This is a genomic window from Hymenobacter metallicola (assembly GCF_004745645.1).
GTDB lineage: Bacteria > Bacteroidota > Bacteroidia > Cytophagales > Hymenobacteraceae > Hymenobacter > Hymenobacter metallicola.
In genome coordinates, this window is sequence record NZ_SRMB01000001.1 from 1,308,543 (window position 1) to 1,324,883 (window position 16,341).

At 60.6% G+C, this 16,341-nt stretch carries 15 protein-coding genes; 13 read left to right on the forward strand and 2 right to left on the reverse strand.

The annotated features are described in order from the left end of the window. Positions 1 to 38 precede the first annotated feature (38 nt). The 8 genes from E5K02_RS05570 to E5K02_RS05605 all read left to right on the forward strand — a co-directional run bounded on the left by E5K02_RS05570 (position 39) and on the right by E5K02_RS05605 (position 8,404). A complete protein-coding gene (locus tag E5K02_RS05570; protein ID WP_135392872.1) occupies positions 39 to 1,715 on the forward strand; it encodes a GMC oxidoreductase in 1,677 nt (558 codons plus the stop codon). Positions 1,716 to 1,726: 11 nt separating this feature from the next. Beyond that, positions 1,727 to 2,329 carry a gluconate 2-dehydrogenase subunit 3 family protein gene (locus tag E5K02_RS05575; protein WP_135392874.1) on the forward strand — a complete coding sequence of 201 codons (603 nt, stop codon included), beginning with the start codon at positions 1,727 to 1,729 and terminating at the stop codon, positions 2,327 to 2,329. A gap of 142 nt (positions 2,330 to 2,471) precedes the next feature. Next, complete coding sequence (locus tag E5K02_RS05580; protein ID WP_206025923.1) at positions 2,472 to 3,623, forward strand: Gfo/Idh/MocA family protein; 1,152 nt, start codon at positions 2,472 to 2,474, stop codon at positions 3,621 to 3,623. A gap of 6 nt (positions 3,624 to 3,629) precedes the next feature. Continuing rightward, a complete protein-coding gene (locus E5K02_RS05585; RefSeq protein ID WP_135392876.1) occupies positions 3,630 to 4,682 on the forward strand; it encodes a sugar phosphate isomerase/epimerase family protein in 1,053 nt (350 codons plus the stop codon). A 15-nt stretch (positions 4,683 to 4,697) separates the two neighbouring features. Beyond that, the gene (locus E5K02_RS05590; RefSeq protein WP_135392878.1) at positions 4,698 to 5,168 is read left to right on the forward strand and encodes a c-type cytochrome; all 471 of its coding nucleotides are present in this window, start codon (positions 4,698 to 4,700) and stop codon (positions 5,166 to 5,168) included. A 247-nt stretch (positions 5,169 to 5,415) separates the two neighbouring features. Continuing rightward, a complete protein-coding gene (locus E5K02_RS05595) occupies positions 5,416 to 6,672 on the forward strand; it encodes a nucleoside permease (protein ID WP_135392880.1) in 1,257 nt (418 codons plus the stop codon). A gap of 5 nt (positions 6,673 to 6,677) precedes the next feature. Continuing rightward, a complete protein-coding gene (locus E5K02_RS05600; protein ID WP_135392882.1) occupies positions 6,678 to 7,568 on the forward strand; it encodes a hydroxypyruvate isomerase family protein in 891 nt (296 codons plus the stop codon). Positions 7,569 to 7,624: 56 nt separating this feature from the next. Next, positions 7,625 to 8,404, forward strand: coding sequence for a 3-keto-disaccharide hydrolase (locus E5K02_RS05605; RefSeq protein WP_135392884.1), 780 nt, complete (start codon positions 7,625 to 7,627; stop codon positions 8,402 to 8,404). Between the two features lie 50 nt (positions 8,405 to 8,454). Here the strand turns inward: E5K02_RS05605 and E5K02_RS05610 are convergent, their stop codons facing one another. After that, the gene (locus E5K02_RS05610) at positions 8,455 to 9,336 is read right to left on the reverse strand and encodes a 3-keto-disaccharide hydrolase (RefSeq protein WP_135392886.1); all 882 of its coding nucleotides are present in this window, start codon (positions 9,334 to 9,336) and stop codon (positions 8,455 to 8,457) included. A 284-nt stretch (positions 9,337 to 9,620) separates the two neighbouring features. Beyond that, complete coding sequence (locus tag E5K02_RS05615; protein ID WP_135392888.1) at positions 9,621 to 10,805, reverse strand: lactonase family protein; 1,185 nt, start codon at positions 10,803 to 10,805, stop codon at positions 9,621 to 9,623. 505 nt (positions 10,806 to 11,310) lie between these two features. Between E5K02_RS05615 and E5K02_RS05620 the strand changes: the two genes are divergently transcribed. The 5 genes from E5K02_RS05620 to E5K02_RS05640 all read left to right on the forward strand — a co-directional run bounded on the left by E5K02_RS05620 (position 11,311) and on the right by E5K02_RS05640 (position 16,222). Continuing rightward, entirely contained in the window at positions 11,311 to 12,369 is a 1,059-nt protein-coding gene (locus E5K02_RS05620; RefSeq protein ID WP_167856294.1) for a BamA/TamA family outer membrane protein, read from the forward strand. Between the two features lie 143 nt (positions 12,370 to 12,512). Further along, on the forward strand, positions 12,513 to 12,866 hold the full coding sequence (locus tag E5K02_RS05625; RefSeq protein WP_135392892.1) for a DUF5713 family protein: 354 nt from the start codon (positions 12,513 to 12,515) through the stop codon (positions 12,864 to 12,866). Positions 12,867 to 12,925: 59 nt separating this feature from the next. Beyond that, positions 12,926 to 13,483, forward strand: a complete 558-nt coding sequence (locus tag E5K02_RS05630) for a hypothetical protein (RefSeq protein WP_135392894.1) — start codon at positions 12,926 to 12,928, stop codon at positions 13,481 to 13,483. An 8-nt stretch (positions 13,484 to 13,491) separates the two neighbouring features. After that, positions 13,492 to 13,869, forward strand: a complete 378-nt coding sequence (locus E5K02_RS05635; RefSeq protein ID WP_135392896.1) for a hypothetical protein — start codon at positions 13,492 to 13,494, stop codon at positions 13,867 to 13,869. A 52-nt stretch (positions 13,870 to 13,921) separates the two neighbouring features. After that, positions 13,922 to 16,222, forward strand: a complete 2,301-nt coding sequence (locus tag E5K02_RS05640) for a GH92 family glycosyl hydrolase (RefSeq protein WP_135392898.1) — start codon at positions 13,922 to 13,924, stop codon at positions 16,220 to 16,222. Positions 16,223 to 16,341 lie beyond the last annotated feature (119 nt).

The following is a 16,341-nucleotide window of genomic DNA, read 5'->3' on the forward strand; positions in this document are numbered from 1 at the left end:
AACCAACTCATTCCGCCCTACCATTCCCCACCCTTTTTATGGAAAAGAATACCTACGACGCTATAGTCATTGGTTCCGGTATTTCGGGCGGCCTGGCTGCCAAGGAATTGACCGAGAAAGGCCTGAAAACCATTCTGCTGGAGCGGGGCCGCAACGTGGAGCACATCAAGGACTACGTCAATGCCAACAAGGCGCCCTGGGAGCTGCCCCACCGCGGGGGCAAAACCCAGCAGATGATGGCCGACCACCCCGTGCTCAAGCGCGACTATACCCTGAACGAAAGCAACCTGGAGTTCTGGGTTGATGAGCGGGAAAGCCCCTACGTGGAGGTCAAGCCCTTCGACTGGTTTCGGGGCTACCAGGTGGGCGGCCGCAGCCTGATGTGGGGCCGGCAGTCGTACCGCTGGAGCGACTACGACTTCGAGGCCAACGCCAAGGACGGCGTGGCCGTGGATTGGCCCATCCGCTACAAGGACCTGGCTCCCTGGTACAGCTACGTGGAGAAATTCGCCGGCATCAGCGGCAACCGGGACGGCCTGCCCCAGCTGCCCGACGGCGACTTTATGCCGCCCATGGAAATGAACTGCGTGGAAAAGGACGTGGCGGCCCGCATCAAGAAGAACTTCAAAAACCGCCACATGGTCATTGGGCGCACGGCCAACATCACCGTGGCGCATAACAACCGCACCAACTGCCAGTACCGCAACAAGTGCTGGCTGGGCTGCCCGTTTGGGGCCTACTACAGCACCCAGGCCGCCAGTCTGCCCGCCGCCGTGGCCACCGGCAACCTGACGCTGCGGCCGTTTTCCATTGTGACCAAAATCCTCTACGACAAGGATACCAAGCGGGCCAAGGGCGTGGAGGTGCTGGATGCGGAAACCAACCAGACCTACGAGTACTTCGCCAAAATCGTGTTTCTGAACGCCTCTACCCTGAACTCAGCCTGGGTGCTGATGAACTCGGCCACCGACGTGTGGCCCGAGGGCCTGGGCAGCAGCAGCGGGGAGCTGGGCCACAACCTGATGGACCACCACTTCCGGGCCGGGGCCCACGGCGAGATGCCCGGCTACGAAGACAAGTACGTGTACGGCCGCCGGGCCAACGGCATCTACGTGCCCCGCTTCCGCAACCTCTTTGGCGACAAGCGCGACTACATCCGCGGCTTCGGCTACCAGGGCGGAGCCGGCCGGGAAGGCTGGAGCCGGGAAATTGCCGAAATGAGCATCGGCGGCGAGTTAAAGGACGCGCTGTCGGAACCCGGCAACTGGACCATGGGCCTGGGCGCGTTCGGCGAAACTTTGCCCTACCACGACAACCGCGCCTTCCTCGACAAAACCAAGAAGGACAAGTGGGGCCTGACCGTATTGGCCCTCGACGCCAGTATCCGGGACAATGAGCAGAAAATGCGCATCGACATGATGCAGGACGCCCAGGAAATGCTGGAAAAGGCCGGGCTCAAAAACGTGAAGACCTACAACAACGGCTACGCCATGGGCGGGGGCATCCACGAAATGGGCACCGCCCGCATGGGCCGCGACCCGAAAACCTCGGTGCTCAATGCCCACAACCAGGTCTGGGACGCGCCCAACGTGTACGTCACCGACGGGGCCTGCATGACTTCCTCGGCGTGCCAGAACCCGTCCCTGACCTATATGGCCCTCACTGCCCGCGCCGTCGACCACGCGGTAAGTGAGCTGAAAAAGCAAAACGTCTAATCCGTACGAAGATGAACAGAAGAGACGCCCTCACCCGCGTAGCCCTTATCATGGGCGGCACCCTTATCGGCGGTGACTATTTTTTGAGCAGCTGCTCCTCGCCTTCCGAAGAAAAAGAGAAAAAGGCTACCACGGCCGCTAAGAAAGAAAAGCCTTTCCTGAGCCAGGACCAGGTAGCTTACCTGAACGAAGTGGGCGAAACCATCCTGCCCACCACCAAAACGCCCGGGGCCAAAGCCGCCGACGTGGGCTCGTTCATGGCCGTCATGGTCAAGGACTGCTACAAGCCCGAAGACCAGCAGATTTTCCTGCAGGGCCTGACCAAGCTGGAGCAGGCCAGCCAGCAGAAAAACGGCAAAGGCTTCCTGGCCAGCACCCCGGAGCAGCGCACGGCCCTGCTCACGGCCTTGGACGCCGAGCAAAAGCAGTACAGCAAAACCAAAACCCTGGAAGCGCCCAACCACTACTTCCGCATGCTCAAGGAACTGACCTTGCTGGGCTACTTCACCTCCGAAGTAGGCAGCACCAAGGCCCTGCGCTACCTGCCCGTACCCGGCAAGTACGACGGCTGCGTACCCTACAAAAAAGGCGACCGGGCCTGGGCCACGACCTAAACGAGGTAGAGACGCATATTTGCGTCTTATCGTTGAACGAAGCCCCTAAACAAACCTGCGCTGTGAATAGCAGCAAAGGTAAGACGCAAGGTTGCGTCTCTACTCCGCTTGTATCAGCGGATAATCTGCGTACTTGAACGACATGAAACTACGACTGGGAATGATAGGCGGCGGGCAGGGAGCCTTTATCGGGGCAGTCCACCGCCACGCCGCCGCCCTGGATGGCCTCTACGAACTGGTAGCCGGGGCCTTCAGCAGCAACCCCGACACCTCCCGGGCCAGCGGGCAGTTGCTGGGCCTCCGGCCCGAGCGGGTGTATGGCTCCTACGAAGAGCTGATTCGGCGCGAGAAAGAGCTGCCGGCCGACGAGCGGGTGCAGGTCTTGTCCATCGTGACGCCCAACCACCTGCATTTCGGCCCGGCCAAGCTGGCCCTGGAAAACGGCTTCCACGTCATTCTCGATAAGCCCATGACCTTTTCCCTGGCCGAGGCCAAGGAATTGCAGGCCGTTGCCGAGGCCAGCACCGCCCGCTTCTGCCTGACCCACACCTACACCGGCTACCCCATGGTGAAAGAAGCCCGCCAACTGGTAGCGTCCGGGGCGCTGGGCGCCATCCGCAAGGCCTACGTGGAATATCCGCAGGGCTGGCTGAGCACCTTTGAGGAAGGCTCGGCTAACAAGCAGGCCGCCTGGCGCACCGACCCGAGCCGCAGCGGAGTGGCCGGAGCTATGGGCGACATTGGCACCCACGCCTTCAACCTGCTCGAATACGTGACTGGCCTGAGCGTAACCCAGCTCTGCGCCGACATCAACACCGTAGTACCCGGCCGGCAGCTCGACGACGACGGGGCCGTGCTGCTGCGCCTTTCAGGCGGGGCCAGCGGGGTATTGGTAGCTACGCAAGTAGCGGCCGGAGAAGAAAACAATCTGCGCCTGCGCGTTTACGGGGAGCAAGGCGGGCTGGAATGGCAGCAGGCCGATGCCAACACCCTGCTGGTGAAGTGGCTCGACCGTCCCACCGAAATCCGCCGGGCGGGCACGGGCTACGTCAGCTCCTTTGCCCGCCACAACGCCCGCACCCCGGCCGGCCACCCCGAAGGCTACCTCGAAGCCTTTGCCAACCTCTACCGCAACTTCGCCCTGACCCTGCAGGCCGACCTGGCCGGCACTACGGCCCCGCCCGAAGCCCTGGACTACCCCGGCATTGCGGAAGGCGTCCGGGGCATGGCCTTCATTGAAAACGTCATTGCCTCGGGCCGCTCCGAACAGAAGTGGACCGAGTTTACCATCTAGCCGCGCATGAAAACCATCAAGGGACCCGCTATTTTTCTGGCCCAGTTTATCAGTGATGAGCCGCCGTTCAACAGCCTGGAAAGCATCTGCCAGTGGGCTAGCGGCATGGGGTTCAAGGGGGTACAGCTGCCGACGCTGGACAAACGCTTTATCGACCTGCAGCTGGCCGCCGAAAGCCAGACCTACGCCGACGAGCTGAAAGGCAAAGTGCAGGCCGTGGGTCTGGAAATCACCGAGCTGTCGACTCACCTGCAGGGGCAGCTGGTGGCCGTAAACCCCGTGTACGACTCGCTCTTCGACGGCTTCGCGCCCGAGGCGCTGCGGGGCAACCCCAAGGCCCGCCAAGAGTGGGCCGTGCAGCAGCTCAAGTACGCGGCCAAGGCTTCGCAGAATCTGGGGCTGACGGCCCACGCCACCTTTAGCGGGGCCCTGCTCTGGCCCATGGTCTACCCCTGGCCCCAGCGCCCGGCGGGTTTGGTCGAGACGGGCTTTACCGAGCTGGCCAAGCGGTGGCTGCCCATTCTGAACACCTTCGATGAGTGCGGGGTGGACGTGTGCTACGAAGTGCACGCCGGCGAGGACCTGCACGACGGCATCAGCTACGAAATGTTCCTCGACAAGGTGCAGCACCACCCCCGCGCCTGCCTGCTCTACGACCCCTCCCACTTCGTGCTGCAATGCCTGGATTACCTGGAGTACATCGACCTTTACCACGAGCGGATCCGGGCCTTCCACGTCAAGGATGCCGAGTTTAACCCCACCGGCCGGCAGGGCGTCTACGGGGGCTACCAAGGCTGGGCCGACCGCGCCGGCCGCTTCCGTTCCCCCGGCGACGGGCAGGTTGACTTCAAAGCCATTTTCAGCAAGCTGGCCCAGTATGACTACCCCGGCTGGGCCGTGCTGGAGTGGGAATGCGCCCTGAAACACCCCGAAGACGGGGCCTGCGAAGGCGCCACGTTTATCAAAGACCACATCATTCGCGTCACCGACAAGGCCTTCGACGATTTTGCGGCCTCGGGCATCGACGAAGCCAAAAACAAAACCTTGCTGGGCCTTTAAGCATCCGTTAGCATCATGAAAAAAGCCTTTTTGTTCCTGAGCCTCGGCGCGCTACTGGCCGCCTGCTCTTCCGGGTCGGAAAAGAAAGCCAAGGAAGAATACACCCTGGCCGGCTCCGAGGAAACCATAGCCACCGACTCGACCACCGGGGCCAACGTGACGGCCGTGGCCCACCAGCCCCAGATAGATACCAGCGCCACCAAAATCGGGACCGGGCCCACGGGCGGGGCCGTAGCCAAGGGTGCCAAGCTCATCGAGGGCAGCGACTGTATGGGCTGCCACCGCGAAAACGAGAAGCTGCTGGGTCCCGCCTACCAAGCCGTGGCCGAGAAGTACCCGAGCAACGACGCCAACGTGCAGATGCTGGCCGGCAAAATCATCAAAGGCGGCAAGGGCAACTGGGGCGACGTGGCCATGACGCCTCACCCCGGTCTGTCGGAAGCCGATGCCCAGGAAATGGCCCGCTACATCCTCAGCTTGCGGTAGAAACGCTAGGCTGAGGGTGCGCTGCTCTCTTCCTTATACCTGTTATCCTGAGCAAAGCGAAGGATCTGCCTCCCCGAGCTCACGGAAGGTTATACCAACGCACTTTCTCATTCCATTAAAGGTGTGAGCGTTGGCAGCAGGCTTTTCAGAGCCTGGAGAAAGGTCCTTCGCTTTGCTCAGGATGACAGCCCTAACAACGGACAACGGACAACCGACAATTAACAACTACGCTTTACCCCCTCCGCCCATGAACACCACCATCCGCATCAAGCTGTCCATCATGATGTTTCTGGAGTTTTTTATCTGGGGCGCGTGGTTTGTGACGCTCGGCACCTACCTGCTGCGTAACCTGAATGCCACTGGTACGCAGGTGGGCGTGGCCTTCTTAACCCAGTCTATCGGGGCTATTGTGGCACCCTTCATCATTGGGCTCATTGCCGACCGTTTTTTCTCGGCCCAGAAGATTCTGGGGGTGCTGCACCTGGCCGGGGCCGCCCTGCTCTGGCACGCCTCCACCGCCGCCGACTTCAGCTCCTTTTACCCCAACATCCTGAGCTACATGATTCTGTACATGCCCACGCTGGCGTTGGTGAATTCCATTGCCTTCCGGCAGATGCAGAACCCGCAGAAGGAGTTTGCCACCATCCGGGTACTGGGCACCCTGGGCTGGATTGTGGCTGGCCTCACCATCGGCTGGCTCAACTGGGAGCAAAGCGGCAGCCTGCAAAGCACCTTCCTGATGGCCGCCGGGGCCTCGGCGTTGTTGGGTGTGTTCAGCTTCACGCTGCCGGCCACCCCGCCCGTGAAAACCGGACAGGCCAGTTCCCTGGGCGACATGCTGGGCCTCGACGCCATTGGCCTGCTCAAGAACCGCTCCTACCTCATTTTCTTTCTGGCTTCCATTGCCATCTGCATTCCGCTGGCCTTTTACTACGGCTTCACCAACCCCTTCCTCAACGAAGTGGGCATGAAAGCCGCCGCCGGGGTGCAGAGCTTAGGGCAAGTATCGGAGCTGCTGTTTATGCTCCTGATTCCGGTGTTCTTTAGCCGGCTGGGCGTGAAAAAGATGCTGGCCATAGGCATGGGCGCCTGGGTCTTGCGCTACGTGTGTTTCGCCTACGGCAACGCGGAAAGCAGCTACTGGATGCTCATTGCGGGCATTGTGCTGCACGGCATCTGTTACGACTTTTTCTTCGTCACGGGCCAGATTTACACCGATAACCTGGCCGGGGAACGGTTCAAAAGCTCGGCCCAGGGCTTCATCACCCTGGCCACCTACGGCGTGGGCATGCTCATCGGCACCCTGCTCTCGGGCCGCATCTTCGACGCCTACCAAACCACGCCCACGACCCACGACTGGCGCATGATCTGGCTGATTCCGGCCGGCATTGCCGTAGTAGTACTGCTCTTGTTCCTGCTGCTGTTCAAGGACCGCGCCCAGCCCGCCCAGGTCGCCGAGGCCCCGGCCTTGGATGCGGCCCCCACGTTGGCCCAAGCCAACTAACGGCCGTGGCTACCTGGAATCGGCGGGCGGCGGTGAAAGGGCTGCTGGCGGGCACAGCGGCCGTGAGTACGCTAGGCCTGGCTGCTGGGGCCTGCGCGGCTGAGGATAAAAAGGCCGACCAAACCCCGCCGCTCAAGGGCAATATAAAGCAGTCGGTGTGCCGCTGGTGCTTTCAGGAGTTGCCCCTGGACCAGCTCTGCGCCGCGGCCAAGGCAATGGGCATCCGGGGCATTGATTTGGTCGGGCCCAATGACTGGCCCACGCTCAAAAAGTACGGCCTCGACTCGCCCATGTGCAACGGGGCCGAAATCAACCTGACCGACGGCTTCAACGACCCGCAGTTTCACGCCCGCCTGCAGAAGCAGTACGCCGAAATGATACCGCGCGTGGCCGCAGCGGGCTATAAGAACCTGATTTGCTTTAGCGGCAGCCGCCGGGGCCTCGCGGATGCCAAGGGCTGGGATAACTGCGTGCGGGGTCTGGCGCCATTGCTCAAGCTGGCCCAGCAGCATAAGGTAGTGCTGGTCATGGAGCTGCTCAACAGCAAAATCGACCACAAAGACTACCACTGCGACCATACCGCCTGGGGCGTGGAGCTGGCCCAAAAGCTGAGCTCGGAGCACTTTAAGCTGCTCTACGACATCTACCACATGCAGATCAACGAGGGCGACGTGATTCGCACCCTGACTCAGCACCACGAGTACATTGCCCACTACCACACCGCCGGCGTGCCCGGCCGCCACGAGCTCGACGACCAGCAGGAGCTCAACTACCCGGCCATCATGCGCGCCATTCAGGCTACCGGCTTCCAGGGCTACGTGGCCCAGGAGTTCGTGCCCCGCCAGGCCGATAAGCTGGCCTCGTTGCGCCAGGCCGTGCAGCTCTGCGACGTGTAGCGTGTAGCCCACCGTTCTTATCTTGCCCCCTTTTATTCTGCTCTGAACCCGCCCGCATGAAGCTGCCCCATCCGCTGCTGTTTTCCGCCTTTCTCCTCGGCTTTTCTTCCATGACCCAGGCCCAGCAAACCGGCAAGCCCGAAGCCACCGAAGTGTGGGAGCCGGTGCCCAAACCCGTGACGGCCAGCCCGGTTTTTACCCCGCCGCCCTCCGACGCGGTAGTGCTTTTCAACGGCAAAGACCTCAGCCAGTGGGTATCGGCTGATGACCGCGCGGCCCCGGCCCGGTGGAAAGTGGCCGGCGGCCTGCTCACCGTCGACAAAGCCACGGGCAACATCGAAACCAAGCAGGCTTTTACGAACTACCAATTGCACCTGGAATGGCGGGTGCCGGCCGGCATCAGCGGCACCGGGCAGGGCCGCGGCAACAGTGGCATCTTCCTGGCTTCGTTGGGCAAGGGCGACCTGGGCTACGAGCTGCAAATCCTGGACTCCTACCAGAACAAGACCTACGCCAACGGCATGGCCGGCAGCATCTACAAGCAGCACATCCCCTTGGCCAATCCCGCCCGCAAGCCCGGCGAGTGGCAAAGCTACGACGTACTCTGGACGGCCCCCACCTTCAAGCCCGACGGCGCGGTACTGACCCCGGCCCGCGTAACGGTGCTCTTCAACGGCGTGGTCGTGCAGCAAAACGTGACTTTGGCCGGCCCCACGGTCTACATCGGGGCCCCGCGCTACGAGCAGGCCCACGGACCGGCCCCCATCAAGCTCCAGGCCCACGGCGACAAGAGTGAGCCGGTCAGCTTCCGCAACATCTGGGTGCGGGAACTGTAGGGTCTGCGGCCGGTATAGTTGGTTTCAGGCGTTAAAAGCCCAGACTCGGCCTACTTAAAATACTGGGCGTACTGCTTGGGCATGGCGTCCAGGGGCTTGATCATAATGCCCTTGTAGTACACTTCGGCGGCTTCGCTTTGCAGCTGGATCTTGCCCGAGGTCAGGGGCTGGCGCTGGCCGTTGACCACGAAAGAGGAGTTATCGACGGCCAGCACCACGTGGCCGTTGACCAGGTGGATACTCTTGCCGTTCACGTTGATGAGCTCCAGCTCGTTCCACTGCCCGTTGGGCAGCTCGTAGTTGGCCGACGCTTGGCAGAAGCCCTTGCCGCCCTTGCCCATTGTGACCGGGGCGGCGCTGGGGTTAAACTTGAGCGTGTCGCGGGTGGCGTCGAAGGAGGCGCGGATGTCGGCCGCCGAGTTGGCAATGCACCAGAAGTCGCCCATAGCGTTGCCTTTCTGGTGCTCCGACACCTGAAATTCCTGGCTCAGCATCCAGCTTTTCCAGTAGTCGACGCCGCACTCCCCCTGGCTGTTGTAGAGGATGCCACTGTCGCGGGGCTCGTCGAGGCGGGGCACCCACTTCTTGCCGCCCCACTTCACTTTAAGCTTGAGGTCGTAGTTCTTGTAGTCCTGCTTGGTGAATACGCAGCCGTAGATTTCCCCGCTGATGCGCAGCACCGGCTCCCCATCCTGCATTTCCACGGAGAAGACGTCGGCCTCGTTCTTATCGTAGCCAAGGGGCGCAATTACCTGCCCGTTGGCATCGGTGGGCGCCTGCCCGCGGTAGCCTACTTGGTGCCGGTAGCTCTGAAACGTGCGCCACTTGCTCAGCTTTTGGTCCAGCAGGGGCTCCCAGCCCTTGGCCGGAGTAAAGGAAACGGAAGTCAACAGCAGCGCAGCGCCCAGCACCAGGGCCGTAGATTTTCTCATCAGATAAAATCGGATAGATTAGAAGTTTCTTCGTGTGCTCCAATCTACTGGTTTTGACTCGGTGCGAAATGCATAGCCGGAAGATTTATCGACAATTGATGGCCGGGTGCCGCTTTTCTTTCTGTCATCTTCCTGCCTCTGTCATCCTGAGCTTTGCGAAAGACCTTATCACGCAGGAAAGAGTCGTTGTTACGCCTGCCGTTCGTATCCCATAAGGTTCTTCGCAAAGTTCAGGATGACAGCGTAAAATAAAACGCGACATGTAAGCATGGCTTGCCACCAGTTCAGCCCGTGGTAAAATCGGCTACCAGCCGCAAACATACCGGCGCGGGCAGCTCCGTGGAAAAGCCCGTGGGCGTGAGCTGGCCGGTTTTTGGGTCGACGTGGTAGCTGAAGATGTTGTTGGTATGCTGGTTGGCTACCAGCAGCAGACGGCCGTCGGGCGAAATGGTGAAGTTGCGCGGGAATTTGCCCTGGGTGCTGGCGTGCTGCACCAGGCTCAGCCGCCCACTACCCTGATCCACGGCCAGCACCACGATGCTGTCGTGCCCCCGGTTGGAGGCGTACACGAAGCGGCCGTCGGGCGAGACGTGGATATCGGCGGCGTAGCTGGTTTGGGCAAAGCCCGCCGGCAGGGCCGACAGCGTGTGCAGCTCGGTAAAGCTACCCTGGGCCGCATCGTAGCGCAGGGCCGTGACGGTGGAATTCAGCTCGTTAATCACGTAGGCCCAGCGCCCATTAGGGTGAAAGGCCAGGTGGCGCGGGCCGGCTCCGGGCTGGCCCTTGAAGGCCGTTTTGGCCGGGAGCTGGGGCAGGCCGGTTGCCGGATCCAGCGCGTAGCTCAGCACCTGGTCGTTGCCCAGATCCACGGCCAGGGCGTAGCGGCCCCGGGGGTCGGGCAGGATACAGTGGGCGTGGGGCTTGTCCTGGTTGGGATGGGGCCCCGAGCCCTGGTGCCGGTCGACGACGGCCGCCGGGGCCAGCTGCCCGTCCGGCTGCACCGGCAAGGCGCTGATGGTACCGCCGCCGTAGTTGGCGGCCAGCACGGCTTTATTGCCCGGGGCCAGGCTCACGTAGCATGGCCCCGCCCCGGCCGAAGGCTGCTCATTCAGCACCGTCAGCCCGCCGCTGCCCTGGTCGATGCCGAAGGCGCGGATGGCCCCGCTGCCGCTGCCTTCTATCTCCAGGGTGGCGTAGAGGAAGCGGTGGTCGGCAGACAGGGTCAGAAACCCCGGCTTCACCCCACCCCGAAAGCCCGCTACCCGGGTAAAGGCGCCGGTGCGCGGGTGCAGGCGGTAGAGGTAGATGTTATCCTGCTCAGCCGCCCCGTAGGTGCCGATATAGAGCAGGTATTCCTTGGCAGCAGCGGCCGCCCGCCCGGCAGCGCAACCCGCCAGCAGCGGCCCGGCGGCCAGCAAAGCGGCACGTTGCAGAAAAGCGCGGCGGGAGCAGCGGATTGGAAGAATCATGCGGATGTTCGGGTCAGATCTTTTCGTAAAGTAGTAGCGTGAAGCTCAAGGTAAGCACGCGGACCCAAACCCTGCAATTACCATTATCATCCGCAAACCGAGCCTGGTCGAAAACTGTCGGCCAGCAGGTCCACCTTGCCCTAAATTCACCGGAACCCTGGCAGATAATAGTCAGGGTGAACAGCACCGGTGGGTAGTTTTCTTTTCCAGCTACGGGTTGCCTGCTTACGCCACGGTATACAATAGCGTACTTTTACCGTCTAGCAAGTCCTACTCGACCCATAGCCACTGTGCGTTGACGCCGGAATGTAAGTTTAACAGGTATATGCGCTTGGTAAAATTAGTCCTAGCTATAACGTTAGGTTCCCTGCCCGCTCTAAGCAAGGCCCAGGTATCCCCTGCCGTTCGTGATTCTGCCGCTGCTGCTACGGCTCCCCGGGCGGCGGCGCCCATAAAATTGGGCAGGCTCGCCCGCTTGTTTGCGCCCAGCGACAAGCCCAACTTTTTGCCGATTCCATCTATTTTTTCGCAGCAGGAAACCGGCCTGGCGGTCGGGCTCAACTCGCTGCCGGTCTGGCGCTTTGGTCAGGATACCACCACGCGCAAATCCAACGTGCGGCTGGGAGCCTGGGTCAGCCAGAAGGGCCAGACGTCGATTCAGCTGACGCATAACGTCTTCACGCCCGATGAGGAACTCTACCTGCTCGGGGAGCTGAGCTACTACGATGTCAACTACTTCTACTACGGCATTGGCAACGAGACCCGCAAGGCCAACGAGTCGCAGGTAGATTACACGGTCATTATTTTCAATCAGCGGATCATGCCCCGCATTGCCCACAACTGGTTTGCGGGCCTGCAATACCGCTTCACCGACCTGCGCAACATCAAGTTTGAGAAGCCCAGCGAGCAGGGCGGCCAAAATAAGTTTCAGGCGGATCTGGAGCAGGGTGTTCTTACGGCCCGGGAGGCTGCCGGCGGCAATACCTCCGGCATCGGCCCCGCCGTGCTCTACGACGGCCGTGACAACGTGCTGGCCACGCACCGGGGCCAATATCTGCACGTACACGGCTTGTTTGCGGGCCGGTACGCGGGCAGCGACTATAACTTCAACCGGTTTCAGATTGACGCCCGGCACTTCCAGCCCTTGTTTCGCAGCACCCACACCATTCTGGCCGTGCAGTACCTGGGCCAGTTTCACTCCGGGGGCAAAGTACCGTTTCGGGAGCTTAGCGCGTTTGGGGCCGACCTGGGCGGGTCTATCTACAACTACGCCACCCTGATGCGCGGCATTTACGAGGGCCGTTTTCGGGAACGGCAGATGATGACGTTTCAAGCCGAAATTCGCCAGAAGCTTTTTTGGCGCTTCGACGGTGCCGTATTTGGCTCGGTGGGTGAGGTAGCCAACCAGCTGCGGGACTTCTCCTACCGGCGTACCAAGTTCGCGGGCGGCGTGGGGGCGCGCTTCCGCCTCAACCAGCGCGACCGGCTCAACGTCCGCCTCGACTATGGCGTTGGGTCCGGGGGCAGCTCGGGTGTTTATTTCGCCATTGGCGAGGCCTTCTAACGAGTGGGCTAGTGGCTCAGCAGTAGGAACCGAAAGGTGAAACCTCGCCGGTAGGGCGCCGACAAGGCTGGCGGCCCGCTGTTGGGAGGTTACGGATAGAAGCTCTTTATTTGAACCGGCCTGTACACGTTAGAAATGCTAAAATGACCAATCCGCAAGACAACTTGAAAAACCAGACCGTCCGAGAATATCTCTTCCTGCAGGAGATGTACGAAGACCCGTATTTCCCGAACCAGCTAGTCGACAAGGGCAGGATCATTCTGGTAAAACTCTGCGCCGACATCGAACAGCAGCAGCCCCAGGACCTGGAGGCCCTTTACGCGCTTACTCAGGCCGCCACCGAGCAGTTCAACGACTTACAGGAAGAGTTTTTCGAAGCCGGCAGCGAAATCGAAACCGCCGCCCGCGACTGTATTGCCCGGGACTTCGGGTTCATTGCCAAAGCGTATGGGTTTGAGGCTGATTTGGAGGAATTGATAGCTACGCGGGACTGGTGAGAGTATAGCCAGCCGCCGATAGTAATTATTCTTTCTATTCCGAAGAGTTCACACGCTGCATGCACGTAAGTCATCTCATCAACCATTACCTCTACTGGGTCGACCGGTTTGACCACGTGCTCAGTATCCAGGAGTGCAAGGACATTGCCTTCCTGAGCTTTACTGATTTGGGAGCAAGGGAGTCGGATGAGGTGTTGGTAAGAGAATACCGCCGGGTAGAGGACTCGCTGATTGGGTTTGTTGAGGCAGTAGTGCAGCACTCGGATACCACGCTGCACAACTCGTTCGTGCGGTATAGCTGGTTGAGCGCCGGGGCCGAAACCTCCCTACCCTTGTTCGGTCCCGCCCAGCTCGCCATTCACCAGGCTATAGAAAAGCTTGACCGAGGAGACGAGCTTTGCCTACAGCTCGAATCAAAAGAGCAGCTCCGCGACTTTCTGCAACTCGGGCTGCGGGAGCTGCTCAAAGTCAAGCTCCGGATTGGGGTAGTGTATATCGAAACCGGTTTTGACCTGGGCCTAGTCGTGCAGAATATCCGGGAAGATGAGTTGCTGAACCTTAGTAGTCAGACTGGCCTGCACGTGCTCCGCAAGTGGGAGCACGCCATGTGGGAGTAACCGCGCCTATGTTATTCAGCCCAACGGACGCCCAAGCTCTGGGGCAAGAGCTGAACACGTTTTATACTGAAGCGTCCAACTTCTTTACGTTCCCACTTAACAAGTCTGGCTATACCATCTGTATTGACCTGTTAAAGGACGGCCAATACATCTTAGTAAGCCTGACAGTTGGATTAGCAGCATATTCAATTGAGCACATCGAGTTTTACATGGGCGAAACGAAAGACGAGGTTGTGCAGGAATTGAGGGAGGTATTTGAATTGCTTTCCCGGCACGAAACCCGCCTTGTGTCGGTGGTAGGCCCCGAAACCAAAGTGGGGCTCGAGATACTTCAAAACGGCAAGTGGACTCAATACGGGTACTTCAGCGCTGCTAAAATGGTTTAGCATAGTACTAACCGTCCGTATTGCTACCTTGCCGGCTTCAACCCCGAAGCTGATGAAACTGCCGTTCCTTTCCGTTCTTCTTCTCGCGTCCCTTTCTACCCTGGCCCAGCAAAAGGCCAAGCCAGCCGAAAACCTGGTGCAGTACGCCCGGCCCATCATCGGGACCCAGAAGATGGGCCACACCTACCCCGGGGCCACGGTGCCCTTCGGCATGGTGCAGCTCTCCCCCGACACCGACACGCTGCTCTACGCCAAGGACGGCAAGTACAACCCGGATATGTACCGCTACTGCGCCGGCTACCAGTACGACGACCCCACCATCGTGGGCTTCAGCCACACCCACTTCAGCGGCACCGGCCACTCCGACCTCGGCGACTTTCTGGTGATGCCCACCACGGGGCCCTTGCAGCTCAACCCCGGCACGGCCCAGAAGCCCGAATCCGGCTTCCGCTCCCGCTTTTCCCACCAGAACGAAACCGCTGAGCCGGCTTATTACCGCGTCAGGCTCGACGACCACAACATCCAGGCGGAGCTGACGGCTACCACGCGCGTGGGCATGCACCAGTACACCTTCCCCAAGTCCGACCAGGCCCACATCATCCTGGACCTGATGGCGGGCATCTATAACTACGAGGACAAGAACACCTGGACGTACGTGCGGGTCGTGAATGACTCGCTCCTTACCGGCTACCGCCAAACCAACGGCTGGGCCCGCACCCGCACGCTGTATTTCGCTATGGCGTTTTCCAAGCCGTTTAAGCAATACGGCTTCCGCAACTTCTCCAAAAAGCAGGTCTACCGCGGGTTTTGGGGCAAATTTGACCAAAGCAAGAACTTTCCCGAAATGGCCGGCGAGCAGCTGCGCGCTTACTTCGACTTTGCTACCCGGGAAGGCGAGAAAATCAAGGTGAAGATGGCCCTCTCGCCCGTCAGCCAGGAAGGCGCGGTGGCCAACATGCAAGCCGAGCTGCCGGGCTGGAACTTCGAGCAGACCAAGGCCCAAAGCCAGGCCCTGTGGCAGCAGGAGCTGGGCAAAGTCACGATTCAAAGCCCGAAGAAGGACGACAAAATCAACTTCTACACGGCCCTTTACCACACCTTTCTCGGCCCCACCATCTACCAGGACGCCGACGGCCAATACCGGGGTATCGACCATAACAATCATAAAGCAGAAGGCTTTACCAACTACACCACCTTCTCGCTCTGGGACACTTACCGCGCCCTGCACCCGCTCTTCAACCTGGTGCAGCCCCGGCGCAACGCCGACATGGTGCAGAGCATGCTGGCCCACTACCGCCAAAGCCCCGAGCACATGCTGCCCGTGTGGAGCCACCACGCCAACGAGAACTGGTGCATGATCGGCTACCACAGCGTTTCGGTTATTGCCGACGCCGTGCTCAAGGGCAACGCCTCGGCCTTCGACGCCAATAAGGCCCTGGACGCCTGCGTAACTACGGCCCGCTATAAGCCCTATGATGGTATCGGGTACTATATGCAGCTGGGCTTCGTGCCCGAGGACAAGAACTCGTCCTCCGTCAGCAAGACCCTGGAGTACGCCTACGACGACTGGTGCATCGCGCAAATGGCCCAAAAGCTGGGGCGGCAGGACATCTACCAGGAGTTCAGCCAACGGGCCCAGAACTATAAGAACGTGTACGACGCCCGCGTGGGCTTTATGCGCCCCAAGCTTTCGGATGGCAGCTTCCGCAAGGAATTCGACGTGCTCAGCACCCACAACCAGGGCTACATCGAGGGCAACGCCTGGAACTACAGCCTTTACGTGCCCCAGGACCCCCAGGCGCTTATTCAGCTCATGGGCGGCTCGAAGCGCTTCACCGAGCACCTCGACTCGCTCTTTACCATGCACCTGCCCGACAAGTTCTTCGCCGAAACCGAGGACATCACCCGCGACGGTATCATCGGCAACTACGTGCACGGCAACGAGCCCGCCCACCACGCGGCCTACCTCTACAACTGGACCGACCAACCCTACAAAACACAGCAGCGCGTCCGCATGATTCTGCCCAAGATGTACCGCCCCACCCCCGACGGCCTCGGCGGCAACGACGACTGCGGGCAGATGTCGGCCTGGTACATCTTCTCGGCCCTGGGCTTCTACCCCGTGGCCCCCGGCTCCACCGAGTACGCCCTGGGCAGCCCCGCCATTCACGGCGCCACGATGACGCTGGAAAACGGCAAGACCTTCCGCATCACGGTCAAGAATCAGAGCGACAAAAACGTGTACGTGAAGGAAGCCCGGCTAAATGGGCAGAAGCTGACCCGGCCGTTCTTGAATCACCAGGATATTGTGAACGGTGGGGAGCTGGTGTTTACGATGGCGGGGAAGCCGTGATATGGTTAGAAATGATTCGACCCGGCTTCCTTCGAGAAAGGCGCAATAGCCTAGCACACTATTCAGGGAAATGCAGCTTGGCTCCTTCGTCTCGTTGTCTGCAATGCTGAAGACAGGTA

What these genes read in the sequence shown, in the direction of transcription:
- E5K02_RS05580 (WP_206025923.1), top strand. Translation starts at nt 2,472, where the DNA reads ATGAAACTACGACTGGGAATGATAGGCGGCGGGCAGGGAGCCTTTATC.
- E5K02_RS05635 (WP_135392896.1), top strand. Translation starts at nt 13,492, where the DNA reads ATGTTATTCAGCCCAACGGACGCCCAAGCTCTGGGGCAAGAGCTGAAC.
- E5K02_RS05570 (WP_135392872.1), top strand. Translation starts at nt 39, where the DNA reads ATGGAAAAGAATACCTACGACGCTATAGTCATTGGTTCCGGTATTTCG.
- E5K02_RS05585 (WP_135392876.1), top strand. Translation starts at nt 3,630, where the DNA reads ATGAAAACCATCAAGGGACCCGCTATTTTTCTGGCCCAGTTTATCAGT.
- E5K02_RS05640 (WP_135392898.1), top strand. Translation starts at nt 13,922, where the DNA reads ATGAAACTGCCGTTCCTTTCCGTTCTTCTTCTCGCGTCCCTTTCTACC.
- E5K02_RS05615 (WP_135392888.1), bottom strand. Translation starts at nt 10,805, where the DNA reads ATGATTCTTCCAATCCGCTGCTCCCGCCGCGCTTTTCTGCAACGTGCC.
- E5K02_RS05590 (WP_135392878.1), top strand. Translation starts at nt 4,698, where the DNA reads ATGAAAAAAGCCTTTTTGTTCCTGAGCCTCGGCGCGCTACTGGCCGCC.
- E5K02_RS05605 (WP_135392884.1), top strand. Translation starts at nt 7,625, where the DNA reads ATGAAGCTGCCCCATCCGCTGCTGTTTTCCGCCTTTCTCCTCGGCTTT.
- E5K02_RS05575 (WP_135392874.1), top strand. Translation starts at nt 1,727, where the DNA reads ATGAACAGAAGAGACGCCCTCACCCGCGTAGCCCTTATCATGGGCGGC.
- E5K02_RS05610 (WP_135392886.1), bottom strand. Translation starts at nt 9,336, where the DNA reads ATGAGAAAATCTACGGCCCTGGTGCTGGGCGCTGCGCTGCTGTTGACT.
- E5K02_RS05625 (WP_135392892.1), top strand. Translation starts at nt 12,513, where the DNA reads ATGACCAATCCGCAAGACAACTTGAAAAACCAGACCGTCCGAGAATAT.
- E5K02_RS05630 (WP_135392894.1), top strand. Translation starts at nt 12,926, where the DNA reads ATGCACGTAAGTCATCTCATCAACCATTACCTCTACTGGGTCGACCGG.
- E5K02_RS05595 (WP_135392880.1), top strand. Translation starts at nt 5,416, where the DNA reads ATGAACACCACCATCCGCATCAAGCTGTCCATCATGATGTTTCTGGAG.